Source organism: Schumannella sp. 10F1B-5-1 (assembly GCF_006517535.1).
Taxonomy (GTDB): domain Bacteria; phylum Actinomycetota; class Actinomycetes; order Actinomycetales; family Microbacteriaceae; genus Schumannella.
The window spans coordinates 318,729-335,181 of record NZ_VHQH01000038.1 but is presented as its reverse complement, the minus strand read 5'-3'; the positions used below and the strand labels follow the sequence as shown (position 1 = coordinate 335,181).

Annotated in this window: 17 protein-coding genes; 5 read left to right on the top strand and 12 right to left on the bottom strand. The window is 73.0% G+C overall.

The window, feature by feature from the left end:
• Positions 1-152: 152 nt before the first annotated feature.
• The 4 genes from FJ658_RS10585 to tsaB form a co-directional block, all read right to left on the bottom strand.
• Positions 153-437, bottom strand: a complete 285-nt coding sequence (locus tag FJ658_RS10585) for a DUF4190 domain-containing protein (protein WP_141145334.1) — start codon at positions 435-437, stop codon at positions 153-155.
• Between the two features lie 125 nt (positions 438-562).
• Positions 563-1,666: a tRNA (adenosine(37)-N6)-threonylcarbamoyltransferase complex transferase subunit TsaD gene (tsaD, locus tag FJ658_RS10580; RefSeq protein WP_141145333.1), complete on the bottom strand. Its 1,104-nt coding sequence runs from the start codon at positions 1,664-1,666 to the stop codon at positions 563-565.
• Complete coding sequence (gene rimI / locus FJ658_RS10575; protein ID WP_255447672.1) at positions 1,663-2,316, bottom strand: ribosomal protein S18-alanine N-acetyltransferase; 654 nt, start codon at positions 2,314-2,316, stop codon at positions 1,663-1,665. The genes tsaD and rimI overlap by 4 nt, the downstream gene beginning before the upstream one ends.
• Positions 2,313-2,984: a tRNA (adenosine(37)-N6)-threonylcarbamoyltransferase complex dimerization subunit type 1 TsaB gene (gene tsaB / locus FJ658_RS10570; RefSeq protein WP_141145332.1), complete on the bottom strand. Its 672-nt coding sequence runs from the start codon at positions 2,982-2,984 to the stop codon at positions 2,313-2,315. The genes rimI and tsaB overlap by 4 nt, the downstream gene beginning before the upstream one ends.
• Before the next feature lie 86 nt (positions 2,985-3,070).
• On the opposite strand from tsaB, the gene FJ658_RS10565 reads away from it, so the two are divergent.
• Positions 3,071-3,865 (top strand): DUF899 family protein, encoded by a 795-nt coding sequence (locus tag FJ658_RS10565; protein WP_141145331.1) that lies wholly within the window; start codon positions 3,071-3,073, stop codon positions 3,863-3,865.
• A 43-nt stretch (positions 3,866-3,908) separates the two neighbouring features.
• Here the strand turns inward: FJ658_RS10565 and tsaE are convergent, their stop codons facing one another.
• The 4 genes from tsaE to glmS form a co-directional block, all read right to left on the bottom strand.
• Entirely contained in the window at positions 3,909-4,439 is a 531-nt protein-coding gene (gene tsaE / locus FJ658_RS16655; RefSeq protein ID WP_370454793.1) for a tRNA (adenosine(37)-N6)-threonylcarbamoyltransferase complex ATPase subunit type 1 TsaE, read from the bottom strand.
• Positions 4,436-5,659 carry an alanine racemase gene (alr, locus tag FJ658_RS16650; protein ID WP_219995757.1) on the bottom strand — a complete coding sequence of 408 codons (1,224 nt, stop codon included), beginning with the start codon at positions 5,657-5,659 and terminating at the stop codon, positions 4,436-4,438. Before alr ends, tsaE begins: the two co-directional genes overlap by 4 nt.
• Entirely contained in the window at positions 5,656-6,018 is a 363-nt protein-coding gene (locus FJ658_RS10555; RefSeq protein WP_141145330.1) for a holo-ACP synthase, read from the bottom strand. The genes alr and FJ658_RS10555 overlap by 4 nt, the downstream gene beginning before the upstream one ends.
• 96 nt (positions 6,019-6,114) lie before the next feature.
• Positions 6,115-7,965, bottom strand: a complete 1,851-nt coding sequence (gene glmS / locus FJ658_RS10550; RefSeq protein ID WP_141145329.1) for a glutamine--fructose-6-phosphate transaminase (isomerizing) — start codon at positions 7,963-7,965, stop codon at positions 6,115-6,117.
• 46 nt (positions 7,966-8,011) lie between these two features.
• Between glmS and coaA the strand changes: the two genes are divergently transcribed.
• Positions 8,012-8,977 carry a type I pantothenate kinase gene (coaA, locus tag FJ658_RS10545; RefSeq protein ID WP_141145328.1) on the top strand — a complete coding sequence of 322 codons (966 nt, stop codon included), beginning with the start codon at positions 8,012-8,014 and terminating at the stop codon, positions 8,975-8,977.
• Between the two features lie 73 nt (positions 8,978-9,050).
• Here coaA and glmM read toward each other — a convergent pair whose 3' ends face one another.
• The 4 genes from glmM to FJ658_RS10525 form a co-directional block, all read right to left on the bottom strand.
• A complete protein-coding gene (gene glmM / locus FJ658_RS10540; RefSeq protein ID WP_141145327.1) occupies positions 9,051-10,415 on the bottom strand; it encodes a phosphoglucosamine mutase in 1,365 nt (454 codons plus the stop codon).
• Between the two features lie 23 nt (positions 10,416-10,438).
• Positions 10,439-10,930 carry a 30S ribosomal protein S9 gene (rpsI, locus tag FJ658_RS10535; RefSeq protein WP_141145326.1) on the bottom strand — a complete coding sequence of 164 codons (492 nt, stop codon included), beginning with the start codon at positions 10,928-10,930 and terminating at the stop codon, positions 10,439-10,441.
• 29 nt (positions 10,931-10,959) lie between these two features.
• A complete protein-coding gene (rplM, locus tag FJ658_RS10530; RefSeq protein ID WP_141145325.1) occupies positions 10,960-11,406 on the bottom strand; it encodes a 50S ribosomal protein L13 in 447 nt (148 codons plus the stop codon).
• A gap of 136 nt (positions 11,407-11,542) precedes the next feature.
• Complete coding sequence (locus FJ658_RS10525; protein WP_255447671.1) at positions 11,543-12,502, bottom strand: tRNA pseudouridine(38-40) synthase TruA; 960 nt, start codon at positions 12,500-12,502, stop codon at positions 11,543-11,545.
• A 26-nt stretch (positions 12,503-12,528) separates the two neighbouring features.
• On the opposite strand from FJ658_RS10525, the gene FJ658_RS10520 reads away from it, so the two are divergent.
• From FJ658_RS10520 to FJ658_RS10515, 3 genes are all read left to right on the top strand, one after another.
• Positions 12,529-14,382, top strand: coding sequence for an acyltransferase family protein (locus FJ658_RS10520; protein WP_141145324.1), 1,854 nt, complete (start codon positions 12,529-12,531; stop codon positions 14,380-14,382).
• Positions 14,383-14,511: 129 nt separating this feature from the next.
• Entirely contained in the window at positions 14,512-14,844 is a 333-nt protein-coding gene (locus FJ658_RS16865) for a DUF485 domain-containing protein (protein WP_255447670.1), read from the top strand.
• Complete coding sequence (locus FJ658_RS10515; RefSeq protein ID WP_255447669.1) at positions 14,841-16,451, top strand: cation acetate symporter; 1,611 nt, start codon at positions 14,841-14,843, stop codon at positions 16,449-16,451. Before FJ658_RS16865 ends, FJ658_RS10515 begins: the two co-directional genes overlap by 4 nt.
• Positions 16,452-16,453: the final 2 nt, after the last annotated feature.

Sequence of the window (16,453 nt, the reverse complement as noted above, 5' to 3'; positions counted from 1 at the left end):
TGGCCGTAGGGCTGAGCCGGCTGGGCGGGCTGGCCGTAGGGGTTGCCGCCCGGGGCGGGCGGAGGAGGGATGTCGCTCATGCGATGACTCTATTCTCTGGCGGTGGCAGACGAAGATGCCCCGGCGGAATCGCCGGGGCATCTTCGTGAGGATCAGTAGCCCGTGGTACCCGCGGTGCCCACGAGGATGACGGCGAAGATGATGTACAGCACGCCGATCACGAGGCCGATCGCGCTGATGATGACGCCGGCCAGCGCGAGGCCGCGGCCGCCCTCACCGGTCTGCTTGATCTGGTTGAGCGCGATGAGGCTGACGATCAGACCTCCGAGGCTCACCACGAACGCGAGGATCAGTCCGACGATCGCGAGGGTGTTGGTCTTCGCGGCGGGCGCCGGGGTGTATCCGGTCGGCTGGGCGGGAGGAGGGGTGGCGGTCATGTGTATTCGGCTCCTAGATAGATGAGTCGTCAGCGCCGCTAAGCCTGTCAAAACCCTGAATGCGTGTCAACGAATGCGACCGCGTGTTTCGAGAAGAGATCACGAACGTCGGGTGACGCGAGCGGTCAGGCCCGCACCGAGGTGACCGGCAGGGTCGAGTCGGCCGCGAAGTCGAGCGGCGACGGCGCGCGCCCGGCGGCGACGAGAGCGGCGCCGACGCCGGCGATCATGGCGCCGTTGTCGGTGCAGAGCGAGAGCGGCGGGATGCGCAGCGTCACGCCGGCCGCGGCGCAGCGCTCCTCGGCGAGCCCGCGGATGCGGGCGTTCGCGACGACTCCGCCGCCGAGCAGCAGACGCGGCACGCCGTGCTCGGCGCAGGCGTCGAGGGCCTTGGTGATGAGCACGTCGGCGACGGCCTCGCGGAAGGAGGCGGCGACATCCCCGACCGGCACGTCGTCGCCGCGGTCGCGCGCGGCCTCGACCGTGCGGGCGACGGCGGTCTTGAGCCCCGAGAAGGAGAAGTCGAAGCGGTGCCGGTCGCGGTCCTTCGGGGCGGTGAGTCCGCGGGGGAAGCGGATCGCGCGCGGGTCGCCGTCGGCCGCGGCGCGGTCGATCTGCGGACCTCCCGGATACGGAAGGCCGAGCAGCCGCGCGACCTTGTCGAACGCCTCCCCCGCCGCGTCGTCGATCGTCTCGCCGAGCAGCTCGACGTCATCGATCAGGTCGCGCACGAGCAGCAGGCTCGTGTGCCCTCCGCTCACCAGCAGCGCGATCGTGGGCAGCTCGAGCTCGCCGCGGTCGGCGGATGCGGCGGTGGGGTCACCGGGGGCGGTCCCATCGGCCGCGGCCGGCGGTCGCAGCAGGTCGGCGCCGACGTGCCCGACCAGGTGGTTGACGCCGTAGAGCGGCTTGCCGGTCGCGAGCGCGAGCCCCTTGGCGGCGCCGATGCCGACCATGAGCGCACCCGCGAGACCCGGCCCGCTCGTGACGGCGATCGCATCCAGCTCGTCGAGGGTCACGCCGGCCTCGGCGAGCGCCGCGTGCAGGGTCGGCTCGATCGCGTCGAGGTGCGCGCGGGCCGCGACCTCGGGCACGACGCCGCCGTAGCGGGCGTGCTCGTCCATCGACGAGGCGATCACGTTGGCGAGCAGGGTGCGGCCGCGCACGATGCCGACGCCGGTCTCGTCGCAGCTGGTCTCGATGCCGAGCACGAGGGGTTCGGCGGTCACGGGGTCCCCTCGGTCTCGGTCGGAGTCGCGGCGACGGACTCGGTGGCGATCGCGGCGGTCGCGGCGGTCGCGTTCGCGAGCGGTCGGCTCATGATGAGCGCGTCGATCGCCCCGCGGTAGTAGCGCGGGCGGATCGCGATCTGCGCGAAGCCCTCGGAGCGGTAGAGCCTCTGCGCTGCCGTGTTGTCGACGCGCACCTCGAGCAGCAGGTCCGCGAGCCCGCGGCGCTCGGCCTCGGCGATCAGGAGCCGCAGCAGCTGGCGGCCGAGGCCGGTGCCCCGCAGCTCGGGCACGACGGCGATGTTCTGCACATCGCCCTGGTCGGCGCTCGACGGGGCCGACAGCCCCGCGTAGCCGACGATGTGGGCGGCGTCGGCGGTGTCGCCGGCCGCGGGCGGCGGCGCGACCGCCTCGGATCCGATCGGGCCGACGGCCGGCGACGGGATGCGCGGCGCGGCGTCGAAGGCGACGGGGCGCGCACCGTCGACCTCGGCCACGAGGTACAGCGTGTGCGGCGAGACCAGTTCGGACCGCATCGCCTCGCGCGACCACGGGTCGTCGGCGAAGATCTCGTGCTCGAGCACCATGAGCGCGTCGAGGTCGTCGAGCGTCGCGGGCCGGATGCGCGGCGCCACGCTGTCGCCGCTCACGCGGTGACCCGCTTCGGGCCGGCCGAGAGCGTCACGTCGGGCGCGCGCAGATAGAGGGGCTCGAGCACGCTCGACGCCGATCCGGCGGTGCGGTGCCGCTCGGCGAGGAGTCCCAGCGGCCCGGCAGGGATGACGGGGGCGTCGATGCGCTCGGCGCCCGCGAGCGGGCCCGACTCGGCGGCGAGCGCGGCGAACAGCGCATCGGCATCGGCGGCGAGCACGAGCTCGGGGCCGCGGACGAGGCGCGGGAGACGCGCATCCACGCCGCCGCCGGAGGCGAGCGCCGAGTCGGATGCGGTGCCGAAGCCCGACCAGGCGAGCTCGCGCCGGCGGGCGTCGGTGACGACGAGCACCGGACCGGGCCGGTCGAGCGCGACCGCCTCGTGCGCCGGCACGCCCACGACCGGACGCCCGATGCCGAGCGCGAAGGCGCGCGCCGCGGCGATGCCCACCCGCAGGCCGGTGAACGGACCGGGGCCGAGCCCGGCGGCGACCGCGTCGATCTCGCGCGGGGTGACACCGGCGTCGGCGAGCGCCGCGGCGATCAGGGTGCCGATGCGCTCGGCGTGCGAGCGGGTGTCGGGTTCGTCGAGTTGCGCGAGCACGCGATCCGGGCCGTCGACGACGGCGACGCTCGTGCCCGCCGAGGTGTCGATGGCCAGCAGCACCCCACGATCGTACCGTTGACCGGCCGAGCGGCACCGCCTAATGTGAACGGCGTCCACATCGATGTGACCGCCGTCCGGAGGATGCGATGACCGACACCACGGCCGATTCGACCGAGACCACGCCCGCTGCCGCCGCGGCCGGGAGCGCCGCGATCTCCCCCTTCGACGCCCCACCCGGCCCGCCGGTCGTCGTGAGCCACGCCGAGTGGCGCGCGGCGCGCATCCGGCTGCTCGACGCCGAGAAGGCCGCGACCCGGGCCCGCGACGCGGCCCTGCGCGAGCTGCGGCAGCTGCCGTTCGAGCTCGTCGAGAAGGACTACCGCTTCGTCGGGCCGGAGGGCGAGGTCGGCCTGGCTGAGCTCTTCCAGGGCCGCAGCCAGCTCTTCGTGCACCACATGATGTGGCTCGACAGCGACGAGGCCTGCCCCAGCTGCTCGATGTTCTACGACAGCCTCGGTCGCATGGAGCACTTCGCCGCCGCCGACACCGCGGTGCAGTTCGTGGCGAAGGCGCCCTTCGCCTCGATCGAGCGGATGCGCGCCCGCCTCGGCTGGGAGCGGCCGATCTACGCGACGGTCGGCACCGGGTTCAGCGACGACTTCCAGGCCGTGATCGACCCGGGGCGCGGGGTGACCGAGTACAACTGGCGGCCCTTCGGCGAGGGCGGCGACACGGCCTTCGACATGCCGGTGCAGTCGACCTTCCTGCGCGACGGCGACCGCATCCTGCACAAGTACTCGGCGTGCGCTCGCGGCACCGAGCTCGGGCAGAACTACGACGTGCTGCTCGACGTGACGCCGCTGGGGCGTCAGGATGCGCGGGGCTGGATCCGGCACCGCGACCGCTACGGCGACGCGGACGCGCACCAGCACGTGCACTGAGGCGCAGGGCCGCGTCGACGGCTCGCTCTCAGGGGCGTCCGGCTCAGCCCAGCGTCGGGAGCTCCGCCCAGCGCGGCCCGTGCCCCTCGATCACGACGCGCCGCGGCTCCTCGAGCTCCTCGGCCGCGTCGCCGAGCGCGCTGTCGCCGGTCGCGATGCCGGTCGCGACCACCGCATCCGCCGCCGCGCCGGTGCGGCGCTCGATCGCGACGCGCAGCCACGAGTCGCTGACGCCGTCGAGCTTGCCGGCGCCCCACTCCACGACCGTGATCGAGCCGTCCCAGTCGATGTCGAGGTCGTCGAGCTCGAGTGCGCTCGCCAGTCGATAGGCGTCGACGTGCACGAGCGGCGCGCCCGTGGTTGTGGGATGCGTGCGCGCCAGCACGAAGGTCGGGCTCGTCACCGCGCCGCGCACGCCGAGCCCGCGGCCGATGCCCCGGGTCAGGGTCGTCTTGCCCGCGCCGAGCTCGCCGTCGAGCTGGATGAGGTCGCCGGCCCGCAGCACCGCGGCGAGACGCTCGCCGAGCGCCTCCATCGCGGCGGTGTCGGCGATCGCCAGCTCGACGCGGCTCACGCGTCGGGTCCCGTCGCCACGGCGGTCGGGCTCGAAGCCGGGGCCGGCGTCGCCGTCGGGGTCGAAGTCGGGATCTTCGTCGCCGCGCCGATCACCGTGCGCTCGGCGCGCCCCCCCACGCGGGTGACGATCTCGTAGTCGATGGTGCCCGCGGCCTCGGCCCACTCCTCCGCGCTCGGCGCGCCGGCGGCCGGGTCTCCCCAGAGCACGACCCGGTCGCCGACCGCGACCTCGGCGTCGCCGACATCCACCACGAACTGGTCCATCGCGATGCGCCCGACCACGGGATGCCGCACCCCGCCGATCGCCACCTGTGCTGCCCCCGAAGCCGAGCGCGGAACGCCGTCGGCGTAGCCGAGGGGCACGAGCGCGAGCGTCGTCGGCGCGCTCGTGCGGTGGGTGAAGCCGTAGCTCACGCCCTCCCCCGCCGGCACGCGCTTGACGTGCGCGACCGCCGCACCGACCTCCATGATGGGTCGCAGGCCGAGCGGCGCGACCGGCACACGCGGATCGGGACTCAGCCCGTAGCTCGCGATGCCCAGACGCACCAGGTCGAGCCGCGTCGCGGGCAGCGCGATCGCGGCGGCGCTCGCGGCGAGGTGCCGCAGCTCGGGCTCGACGCCCGCGGTGCGGAGCGCGTCCACCGCGCCCTCGAAGCGGGCGAGCTGCGCGAGGTCGTCGGCCTCGGAGGTGCCGGAGAGATGACTGAAGACGCCGCGCACGCGCAGACCCTGGGCCGCCAGCTCGGCGACGCGGGCGATGACCGCTGGGGCGTCGTCGTGCTGGATGCCGTTGCGGCTGAGCCCGGTGTCGAACTTCAGGTGCACGACGGCCCCGGCGGCGGCCGCCCGCTCGAGCTGGTCGAGCGAGCTGACGCCGACGTCGACGCCGGCCTCGGCGGCCGGCCGGAAGTCGGTGTCGGGCCCGTGCAGCCAGGCGAGCATCGGGGCGGTGACGCCGGCGGCCCGCAGCGCGAGCGCCTCGCCGAGGTCGGCGACGCCGAGCCAGTCGGCCCCGGCCTCGACCGCGGCGCGCGCGATCGGCAGGGCGCCGTGCCCGTAGGCGTCGGCCTTGACCACGACCATCGTCGCCGCGGGGGCGACGAGGGCTCGCAGGGTCGTGATGTTGTGGCGCAGCGCATCCAGATCGACGCGGATCTCGCGCAGCGGGCGGGGCGGGCGGGACGGGTTCGCCCCCGACGGCGCGGCCGTCTCGCTCATCGCGCGTCGTCCCGCTCGGCCACGACCATCGCGATCGCGACGCCCGCGTCATGCGACAGCGAGAGGTGCAGCCGGGTCACGCCGAGCTCGTCGGCGATCGCCTTCGCGGCGCCGCCGAGCGTCAGCTCGGGCGACCCGTGCTCGTCGGAGCTCACGACCATGTCGTGCCAGCGGATGCCGGTCGAGCGCCCCAGCGCCTTCATCACGGCCTCCTTGGCCGCGAAACGGGCGGCCAGCGAGCGCAGCGGACGGTCGCGTTCGCTCTCGGCGAACAGGCGCTCGGCGAGCTTCGGCGTGCGCGAGACCGCCCGCTCGAAGCGCGCCAGATCGACGACATCGACCCCGATGCCGGCGATCATCGCCGCCACCCGGGGCGCGCATCCACTCGACAGATCATGCGGACAGTCTGCCGCGCCTGCCGCGCCTGGCGCCCAGGCGACGGCGCCAGACGGCGCTCACTCGACCGTGACCGACTTGGCCAGGTTGCGCGGCTGGTCGACGTCGAGGCCCTTCGCCGCCGCGAGCTCCATGCCGAAGACGTGCAGCGGCGCCACCGCGAGCAGCGGCTCGAACATCGGGCCGGCCAGCGGGATGCGGATGACCTCGTCGGCCGACGACACCACGGCCGCGTCGCCGAGCTCGGCGATCGCGATCACGCGGGCGCCGCGCGCGCGGATCTCCTGGATGTTCGACACGACCTTCGGGTGCAGCGACCCCGTGTGACGCGGGCTCGGCACCACGACGAAGACGAGCTGGCCCGGCTCGATCAGGGCGATGGGTCCGTGCTTGAGCTCGCCCGCGGCGAAGCCCTCGGCGTGGATGTACGCCAGCTCCTTGAGCTTGAGCGCGCCCTCGAGCGCGATCGGGAAGCCCACGTTGCGGCCCAGGAACAGCACCGACTGGGTGTCGGCCGACCACTTCGCCAGCTCGGCGATGCGGTCGGAGGAGTCGGCGATCACGCTCTGCAGCTTGTCCGGCAGCGCGCTCAGCTCCTCCATGAGCGGCGTCGCCGTCTCGGGGGTGAGCTGGCCGCGCGCCTCGCCGAGCTTGAGCGCCAGCAGGTAGAGCGCCGTCGCCTGCGCGACGAAGGCCTTGGTCGACGCGACCGCGACCTCCGGGCCGGCGTGCGTGTAGAGCACCGCGTCCGACTCGCGCGGGATCGTCGCGCCCTGCACGTTGCAGATCGACAGGGTGCGCGCCCCGGCGGCGCTCGCGTACTTGACCGCCATGAGCGTGTCCATGGTCTCGCCCGACTGGCTCACCGACACGACGAGCGTGTTCGGCCCGAGCACCGGGTCGCGGTAGCGGAACTCGTGCGAGAGCTCGACGTCGACCGGCACCCGAGCCCACGCCTCGATCGCGTACTTGCCCAGCATCCCGGCGTAGTAGGCGGTGCCGCAGGCGAGCACGACGACGCGCTCGACGCCCGACAGCACGTCCTCCAGCGGCTCGAGCTCGGGGATCACCGTGCGGCCGTCGACCAGGCGCCCGCGCAGGGTGTTCGCCACCGCCTCCGGCTCCTCGCTGATCTCCTTCTTCATGAAGCTCGGCCAGCCGCCCTTCTCGGCGGCGGACGCATCCCAGGCGATCTCGAACTCGCGCGTCTCGACCGGAGTGCCGTCGAAGTCGGTGACCGTGACGCTGTCGGGGCGGATCGTGACGATCTGGTCCTGCCCGATCTCCATCGCGTGGCGGGTGTGCTCGACGAACGCGGCGACATCGCTGCCGAGGAAGTTCTCGCCCTCGCCCAGCCCGATCACGAGCGGCGAGTTGCGGCGGGCGCCGACCACGACGCCGGGCTGGGCGGCGTGCACGGCCAGCAGCGTGAAGGCGCCCTCGAGGCGGCCGACGACGCGCGCGAGCGCCGCCGTCAGATCGCCCGTCTCGCGGTAGGCGCGGCCGACCAGCAGCGCGGCGACCTCGGTGTCGGTCTCGCTGAGGAAGCTCTCGCCCGCCTCGAGCAGCTCGGCCTTCAGCTCGGCGAAGTTCTCGATGATGCCGTTGTGGATGAGCGCCAGACGCCCCTCGTCGGCGAGGTGCGGGTGCGCGTTCACGTCGGTCGGGCCGCCGTGCGTGGCCCAGCGGGTGTGGCCGATGCCGGTGTGGCCGTCGGGCAGCGCGGTCGAGGCGAGGTCGTCGGTGAGCACGCCGAGCTTGCCCGAGCGCTTGCGCATACCGAGCTCCCCGTGAGCGTCGAGAATCGCAACGCCTGCGGAGTCATAGCCGCGATACTCCTGACGCCGCAGGCCTCCGATCAGAACCTCGAGACTGCTACCCGGACCGACGTAACCCACGATGCCACACATGGGCTCGATTCTAGGTGGAGCGCCCTGTGCCCTTACGCTGAACGCGATGTCTGACAGCGGTGCGGGCGGGTCGACCCCCTTCGTCGAGATTCCGCGCGCCGAATGGGCCGCACTGGCCTCCGACACGCCCCAGCCGCTGAGCGAGACCGAGGTGGCCGCCATCCGGGGTCTGGGCGACGCGCTCGACCTGACCGAGGTCGCCGAGGTCTACGTGCCCCTCAGCCGGCTGCTCAGCCTGTATGCGGCCGGCGCCAAGTCGCTGCACGCCGCGACCCGCGGGTTCCTGCGCACGTCCGGCAGCGCCGGCGTCGCCGACGACGCGGCGCCGACGCCCTTCGTGATCGGCGTCGCCGGCTCGGTCGCGGTCGGCAAGTCGACGATCGCCCGCGTGCTGCGCGAGCTGCTGGGCCGCTGGGACGACACCCCGCGCGTCGAGCTCGTCACGACCGACGGCTTCCTGCATCCCAACGCCGAGCTCGAGCGGCGCGGGCTGATGACCCGCAAGGGCTTCCCCGAGAGCTACGACCGGCGCGCGCTGCTGCGCTTCGTCAGCCAGGTGAAGAGCGGGGCGGCCGAGGTCGCCGCGCCCGTCTACTCCCACCTGACCTACGACATCCTGCCCGGGGTCGAGAACGTCACCCACCGCCCCGACGTGCTCATCGTCGAGGGACTCAACGTGCTGCAGCCGCCGACCGCCGGGTCGCGCCTCGCGGTGAGCGACCTCTTCGACTTCACGATCTACGTGGATGCGCGCACCCCCGACATCGAGGAGTGGTACGTGCAGCGCTTCCTGCGGCTGCAGCGCGGGGCGTTCGCCGACCCCGACTCCTACTTCCACCGCTACGCCGCGCTGAGCGAGGACGAGGCGGTGGCGCGGGCCCGCTCGATCTGGCGCGAGATCAACGAGCCGAACCTCGTGCAGAACGTGCTGCCGACCCGCGCTCGCGCGTCGCTCGTGCTGCGCAAGCAGGCGGACCACACGGTGTCGTCGGTGCTGCTGCGCAAGATCTGACGACGCCCGCTCGTGCGGCGGCGAGCGACGTCGACGCGCGAGCGCCCCGGCGGGAGCGGCGCGACCGGACGGGTCAGGCCGCGAGGGCCGTGCGCACGACCTCGGCGAGGTGCTCGGCGGTGGTGCGCGCCGCATCCTCGGTCGAGGCCTCGACCATGACGCGCACGAGCGGCTCCGTGCCGCTGGGTCGCAGCAGCACGCGGCCGGTGTCGCCGAGCTGCTCGCTCGCGGCCGCGACGGCCGCCGCGACGGTCTCGTCGGAGTCGAGCCGCGTGCGGTCGACGCCGGAGACGTTGATGAGCACCTGCGGGTAGACCGTCATGACCGCGGCCAGGTCGGCGAGCGTGCGCCCGGTGCGGGCGACCTCGGCCGCGAGGTGCAGGCCAGTCAGCACGCCGTCGCCGGTCGTGGCGTGGTCGGTGAAGATGATGTGACCGCTCTGCTCGCCGCCCAGGTTCGCGCCGTGCTCGGCGAGGCCCTCGAGCACGTAGCGGTCGCCGACCGCGGTCTCGATCAAGCGGATGCCGTGCTCGGCCATCGCGACGCGCAGACCCAGGTTCGACATGACGGTCGCCACGAGCGTGTCGTCGCGCAGCAGGCCGCGGGCCTGGCGCGACACGGCCAGGATGGCCATGATCTGGTCGCCGTCGATGACCGCGCCGGTGTGGTCGACGGCCAGGCAGCGGTCCGCATCCCCGTCGTGCGCGATGCCGAGGTCGGCGCCGACCTCGAGCACCTTCGCCTGCAGCTGCTCGAGGTGGGTCGAGCCGACGCCGTCGTTGATGTTGAGGCCGTCGGGGTCCGCGCCGATCACGGTCACGGTCGCGCCCGCGAGCGCGAAGGCCTCCGGCGAGATGCCGGCGGCGGCGCCGTGCGCGGCGTCGATCACGACGTGCACGCCGTCGAGGCGCTGGCCGAGCGTGCCCACGAGGTGCACGATGTAGCGGTCCTCCGCGTCGGAGAAGCGGCGGATGCGCCCGACCCCGCCGCCCGTGGGCAGCAGGTGGGGCTTGCCGAGCGACGCCTCGATGCGATCCTCGACGACGTCCGGCAGCTTGGTGCCGCCGAAGGAGAAGAACTTGATGCCGTTGTCGGGCATGGGGTTGTGCGACGCCGACACCATCACGCCGAAGTCGGCATCGATGTCGCCGACCAGGAAGGCGGCGGCGGGGGTCGGGATCACGCCGGCATCGAGCACGTCGATGCCGGAGCTGGCGAGGCCGGCCGCGACGGCGGCGGCGATGAACTCGCCCGAGACGCGGGGGTCACGCGCGAGCACGGCACGCGGACGACGACCGCGAGAGCGGTTCTCGTCCGCGTGCCGGCCCTGCGTGAGCACCACCGCGGCGGCCTGCGCGAGGCCGAGGGCGAGGTCCGCGGTGATGATCTCGCCATTGGCGAGTCCGCGGACCCCGTCCGTTCCGAAGAGTCGAGGCATGGGTGCCGGCTCGGAGGCGCGGATCAGCGCTTCGAGAACTGCGAGGCCTTGCGGGCCTTCTTGAGACCGGCCTTCTTGCGCTCGATGACGCGCGCGTCGCGGGTCAGGAAGCCGGCCTTCTTGAGCGCGGGACGGTTGTTCTCGCGGTCGATCTCGTTGAGCGCACGCGCGATCGCGAGGCGCAGCGCGCCGGCCTGGCCCGAGGGGCCGCCGCCGGTGATCTTCGCGGTCACGTCGTAGCCGCCGATCAGGTCGAGCACCTTGAAGGGGTCGTTGATCAGCTGCTGGTGCAGCTTGTTCGGGAAGTACTCCCCGAGCGTGCGTCCGTTGACCTGGTACGCGCCGGTGCCCGGGACCAGGCGCACCTGCGCGATGGCCTCCTTGCGGCGGCCGACGGCCGCACCCGAGACGGTGAGGGGAGCGCGAGGGGTGCTGGTCTCGACGGCGCCCGCGGGCGTCTCGGTCGAGTAGTTCTGCAGCGCCTCGCCGGTGATGGTGTCTTCGATCTTCGCCATTAGTGGTGATCCTCGGTTTCGGCGGACGCTTACTGCGCGACCTGGGTCAGGGTGTAGGTCTTGGGCTGCTGAGCGGCGTGCGGGTGCTCGGCACCGGCGTAGACCTTCAGCTTCTTGATCTGCGCGCGACCGAGCGAGGTCTTGGGCAGCATGCCGCGGATCGCCTTCTCGACGGCGCGGGTCGGGTGCTTCTCGAGCAGCTCCGAGTACGCGGTGGCGGTGAGGCCGCCCGGGTAGCCCGAGTGGCGGTAGGCCAGCTTCTTCTCGAGCTTGGCGCCGGTCAGGGCGACCTTCTCGGCGTTGATGATGATGACGAAGTCGCCCATGTCCATGTGGGGGGCGAACGTCGCCTTGTGCTTGCCGCGCAGCAGGGCTGCGGCGTGGCTGGCCAGGCGGCCGAGCACGACGTCGGCGGCGTCGATGACGACCCACTCCCGCTGGATGTCAGCGGGCTTGGGGCTGAAAGTGCGCGTCACGATAGGACTGCTTTCTCTCGAGGTGGTCGTGAATCCCGCTCCGGTGTGCGTTCTCGCGCCGATGGCGCGGAACCCGACGGTGGAGGGCTCGTGTCGTCGCCCGCCGGACGAGCCGGAAGCAGACAACCGGTACAGATTACGTGCTCGAGGGCGACCCGGTCAAATGCGGCGCATCCACCTCGCCGGCGTCGCGGCGCGCCCGGGTCTGCTCGGCCCGCGCGGCGAGCTCGGAATCGGGCGGGTAGCCGACCTCCATCAGCGTCAGGCCCTTGGCCGGCGCGACGATGAACTCCGACCCGCGCCGCGCCTCGTCGCGGATGCCGGCGAGCCGCTCGGGAGCCAGCCGCCCCGCTCCGACGGCCATCGAGCCGCCGACCAGCGCGCGCACCATGCTGTGGCAGAAGGCGTCGGCCTGCAGCCGCGCCACGAGCACCCCGTCGGCGTCGCGGTGCCAGCTGAACGACTGCAGCGTGCGGATCGTCGTCGCGCCCTCGCGCGGCTTGCAGTAGGCGGCCCAGTCGTGCAGACCGGTCAGCGCGGCCGCGGCGGCGTCCATCGCGGCGACGTCGAGCTCGACGGGATGCCACAGCGTCGCACTGCGGCGGCGCGGGTCCTTGAGCGCGACCGCATCGGCGACGCGGTACTCGTAGCGGCGCCACACGGCCGAGAACCGGGCGTCGAAGCCGGCCGGGGCGCGCGTCGCGCGGGCGATCCACACGTCGGAGTCGAGGCCGGCGATCCCGTTCAGCCGCCGGGCGAGCGCCGCGGCGCCCATCGGGGCGCGCGACCGGTCGCCTCCGCGGTGAGGGGCGTCGAGCATCCCGAGCTGGGCGTCGTCGAGGTCGAGGTGCGCGACCTGGCCGAGCGCGTGCACGCCGGCGTCGGTGCGGCCGGCCACGGTCAGCGTCGGCGGCACCGGAGTGCGACGGAACACCGTCGCGAGCGCCGCTTCGAGCTCGCCCTGCACGGTCCGCAGCCCCGGCTGACGACTCCAGCCCGAGAACGCCGTGCCGTCGTAGGCCAGGTCGAGGCGAAGGCGATGAGAGGCGGCCGGGATGCCGTCGGCGGCGTCCAGCGGGCCCTCGGCTTCGGTCACGCCCCGAGTCTAAAGTGGGTGCCGCCATGGCTCCGATCCGCGACGATGCTCCCGTTCGAGCACTCTCCGGTCGGCTGACCGGACTCGACGGCCTGCGGGCCATCGCGGTCGCTCTCGTCGTCGTGTTCCACCTGGCTCCGGTCGGCGTGCTGCCGGGCGGCTTCCTCGGCGTCGACGTCTTCTTCGTGATCAGCGGCTTCCTCATCACGACCCTGCTGCTGCGCGAGCGCGCCGCGACCGGCCGCATCCGCCTGGGTTCGTTCTGGATGCGTCGGGCCCGGCGCCTGCTGCCGGCGCTCGCGCTCGTGCTGCTGGTCTGCGGCGCGGCCGCGGCCTTCGTCGGCGGCGACACCCTGGTGCGGCTCGGCTCGCAGCTGATCGGCGCGGCCACGTTCTCGACCAACTGGATCTTCATCGCCCAGGGCTCGAGCTATTTCGACGCGGCGTCGCCGGAGCTGTTCCGCAATCTCTGGTCGCTCGCGGTCGAGGAGCAGTTCTATCTGGTCTGGCCGCTGCTCGTGCTGCTGCTCGTGCTGCTCCCCCGTCGGGTGCGCATGGCGGCCGCGCTCGTGCTCGCGGCGGCGAGCGCCGCTGCGATGTGGCTGCTCGGCGACCCCGTCGACGCGACCCGCGCGTACTACGGCACCGACACGCACAGCTTCGGCCTGGCGCTCGGGGCGTTCCTGGCCTTCGCCGCCGACGGCTGGGCGCGCGACCGCGAGGCCTGGTCGCGTCCGCGTCGCGCGCTGCTGGGCACGCTCGGGCTCGCGGCGATCGCCGGTCTCGTCGCGCTCGCGCTGACGCTGCCCGAGCACGATCCGCTCGTCACGCAGGGCGGGCTCCTCCTCGCGGCCGCGCTCAGCACGGCCGCGATCGCCGCCGCCGTCGCCCCGGGCTCGCTGCTCGGGCGCGCGCTCGACGTCGCCCCGCTGCGCTGGCTCGGCCGCCGAAGCTACGGCGTCTACCTCTGGCACTGGCCGGTCTTCCTGCTGCTGGATGCGGCCATCCCGAGCTGGCCGCGCGACAGCTGGGGCGGGTGGCTGCTGGCCGCGACGGCGCTGGCCGTCACGCTCACGGCCGCGGGCATCTCCTACAGCGCGCTCGAGATGCCGCTGCGCACCGACGGCTTCCGGCGCACCGCCCGCCTCGCGGTCGGCTGGTGGCGCTGGGGAGCCAGCTCGGCGATCGCGGCGACGCTCGTCTCGGTGCTCGCGCTCGGGGCGATCGCGGCGACCGGATGGGCGGTGTCGCGCGACCCGGGCATCGGCAGCACCCAGAGCCAGGTCGAGGCCGGCCAGGCGGCGATCTCGGCCCAGCCCTCCCCCAGCCCGTCGGCATCCCAGGCCGCGCCTCAGGGCGACCGCATCAGCGTCGTCGGCGACTCGGTCACCCTCGCGGCGGCCGAGGAGCTGCAGGCGCAGCTGCCGGGCATCGACATCGACGCCAGCGTGTCGCGGCAGATGTCGGCCGGGCCGGCGCTCGTGCAGTCGATCAAAGACCAGGGGCGGCTGCGCTCGATCGTCGTCGTCGCCCTCGGCACGAACGGCTCGCTGAGTCGCGACACCCTCGACGACCTGCGGCGCATCCTCGGCCCGCAGCGCGAGCTCGTGCTCGTCACCGCCCAGGCGCCGCGGTCGTGGATCGACCCGAACAACGCCATCCTCACCGCCTACGCGCAGCAGTACCGCAACGTCGAGCTGTCGAACTGGCACGACGCCGTGCAGCCGCACCTGGCCGAGCTGAACCGCGACCAGGTGCACTTCGGCGGCGCGGGAGCGCGCCTGTTCACCGCCACGCTGCAGGAGGCGCTGCAGCGACTCGCGCAGCTGCCGCCGCTGCGCGACGACCGCGACTACGAGTCGGCGCCGCGGCCGGTCTGACCCGCGCGCGACCCTCGACACCGCGCACAGCATCCGCTTAGGCTGACCCCCACTCGGGGGACGCGAGGATGCGCCTCCGATCGTCGCGGCGCGCACCGTCGCGCGTCGCGTGTGACGAGGAGGTCACCCGTGTCCGACCCTGCGCCCCACCGATCCCCCGACTACGAGGCGGTCGCCGCCTCCGAGCCGTTCCAGCGGCTGCGCCGTCGCCACCGCGGCTTCGTGTTCCCGCTCGCCGTGGCGTTCCTGCTCTGGTACTTCGTCTACGTGCTGCTCGCGGCGTATGCGCACGATCTCATGGCGACGCCGGTGATCGGCAACGTCAATCTGGGCCTGCTGCTGGGCCTGGCCCAGTTCGTCACGACCTTCGTGATCACGATGGCCTACGTGCGGTTCGCGAACCGGCGCATGGACCCCGAGGCGACCGCGATCCGCCACGAGCTCGAGGAGGCGGAGAAGTGAACGTCGAGAACAACCCGGTGCTGAACATCGCGATCTTCCTCGCGTTCGTCCTCGTCACCCTGATCATCGTCTTCCGGGCGAGCCGCAACAACCGCTCGGCCGCCGACTACTACGCCGCCGGGCGCTCGTTCACGGGCCCGCAGAACGGTATCGCGATCTCGGGCGACTACCTGTCGGCCGCGTCGTTCCTCGGCATCTGCGGCGCCATCGCGGTCAACGGCTACGACGGCTTCCTCTACTCGATCGGCTTCCTGGTCGCCTGGCTGGTCGCCCTGCTGCTGGTGGCCGAGCTCATGCGCAACACCGGCAAGTTCACGATGGCCGACGTGCTGTCGTTCCGCCTCAAGCAGGGCCCGGTGCGTACCGCGGCGGCCGTCACCACGCTCGTCGTGTGCTTCTTCTACCTGCTGGCGCAGATGGCCGGCGCCGGCGGCCTCGTCGCCCTGCTGCTCGGGCTCAACGGCCCGGTCGCGATCGGCATCGTCATCGCGGTGGTGGGCGTGCTGATGATCCTCTACGTGCTGATCGGCGGGATGAAGGGCACGACCTGGGTGCAGATCGTCAAGGCCTGCCTGCTCGTCGGCGGCGCCGCGATCATGACGATCTGGGTGCTCGCGATCAACGGCTTCGACTTCTCGGCGCTGCTGCAGAAGGCCGTCGACACCTTCGGCGCGTCGCAGAAGGCGGCGGATGCGGGGCTCGACGGCTCGGCCGTGCTCGCGCCCGGGCTGCAGTACGGCGCGAACCCGCTCGACTTCGTCTCGCTCGCCCTCGCCCTGGTGCTCGGCACCGCCGGCCTGCCGCACGTGCTCATGCGCTTCTACACGGTGCCGACGGCGAAGGAGGCGCGGCGCAGCGTCGTCTGGGCGATCTGGATCATCGGCGCCTTCTACCTGTTCACCCTGGTGCTCGGCTACGGCGCCGCGGCGCTGGTCGGACCGGATGCGATCCTCGCGGCTCCCGGCGGCGTCAACTCGGCCGCTCCCCTGCTGGCCCTGCAGCTCGGCGGACCGGTGCTGCTCGGCATCATCTCGGCGGTCGCGTTCGCGACGATCCTGGCGGTCGTCGCCGGTCTCACGATCACCGCGGCCACGTCGCTCGCGCACGACATCTACGCGAGCGTCATCAAGAAGGGCAAGCCCGAGCCGGGCCGCGAGGTCAAGGTGGCCCGCTGGACCGTCGTGGGCATCGGCATCCTGGCGATCCTCGGCGGCATCGCCGCGCAGGGCCAGAACGTGGCGTTCCTCGTCGCGCTCGCCTTCGCGGTCGCGGCCAGCGCGAACCTGCCGACGATCCTGTTCTCGCTGTTCTGGAAGCGCTTCACGACCCGCGGCGCCGTCTGGAGCATGGTCGGCGGGCTCGCCTCGGCGCTCATCCTGATCATCTTCTCGCCGGCGGTCTCGGGAGGGGCGACGCCGATGATCCCGGGGGTCGACTTCCACTGGTTCCCGCTGTCGAACCCGGGCATCGTGTCGATCCCGATCGGGTTCCTGCTCGGCATCATCGGCACGCTCAGCTCGCCCTCGCGCGAGGACACACGCGTCGCCGCCGAGATGGAGGTGCGCTCGATGACCGGGCACGGCGCCGAGAAGGCGACCGAGCACTGAGC